At 46.7% G+C, this 875-nt stretch carries 2 protein-coding genes; one reads left to right on the top strand and one right to left on the bottom strand.

Features of this window, described 5'->3' with window-relative positions; translation table 11 throughout:
- The coding region (locus A3756_RS01105) for a TRAP transporter large permease subunit (RefSeq protein ID WP_156490154.1) at positions 1 to 232 on the top strand (232 nt) is incomplete at its 5' end.
- A gap of 185 nt (positions 233 to 417) precedes the next feature.
- On the opposite strand, the gene A3756_RS01110 is transcribed toward A3756_RS01105, so the two are convergent.
- Positions 418 to 875 (bottom strand): PhoH family protein (locus A3756_RS01110; RefSeq protein WP_197481082.1); only part of this gene is annotated, 458 nt, incomplete at its 5' end.

The raw sequence follows: 875 nt of genomic DNA on the forward strand, positions 1-875 counted from the left end.
ATATGAGCCGGTCTGGTTTGGTATTTTTATCGTTATGATGATTGAGCTATCGCTGATTACGCCGCCAATCGGTATCAATGTATTTGTAATGCAGCGCGTTGCTCCGGATATACCCTTAACAACTGTCTTTAAGGGTGCCTTACCATTCGTAGTAATAAGCTTGGTTATGGTACTACTGCTGCTGATCTTCCCTGAAATAGCTTTGTGGTTGCCTGGGCAAATGAAAGATTAGAGTTTCTCTACTCTTGGTGTCCTCTGTGGTTCATCGGTTTATCACTTCAAGATCAAAACATAAAACACGGTTCACCACAGAGGTCACAGAGAGGCCTGCGGCCTACACCGAGAAAAGATAAAAAGGTTTTTAGGGTGTCTTAATCCCTTCCTCTGTGCAGCGAAGCGCTCGGTGTCCTCTGTGGTTTAAGCCTTTCCCTGCGTATCGTGCTTGTTATAAGCCTCTACAATTCGTTGAACAATAGGGTGTCTGACAACATCAGATGGGCGGAAGTGGATGCTGCTGATGCCTTTTACGCCATTTAAAACGCGCTGAGCCTGAGCTAAGCCCGACATCGCGTGTTTAGGTAGGTCGGTTTGGGTTAGGTCGCCCGTAATAACGGCTGTTGAGCCAAAACCAATTCGGGTCAGAAACATCTTCATTTGTTCGGGTGTGGTGTTCTGGCTTTCGTCCAAAATAATAAAAGCATTATTAAGTGTTCGGCCGCGCATAAAGGCGAGTGGTGCGACTTCTATGATGTTCTTATCCATGAGCTTGGCGACTTGGTCGAAGCCTAGCATTTCATATAGCGCGTCATAGAGAGGGCGCAAGTAAGGGTCAACTTTCTGAGCCAGGTCGCCAGGCAGAAAGCCAAGCTTTTCTC

The organism is Oleiphilus sp. HI0086 (assembly GCF_001635225.1).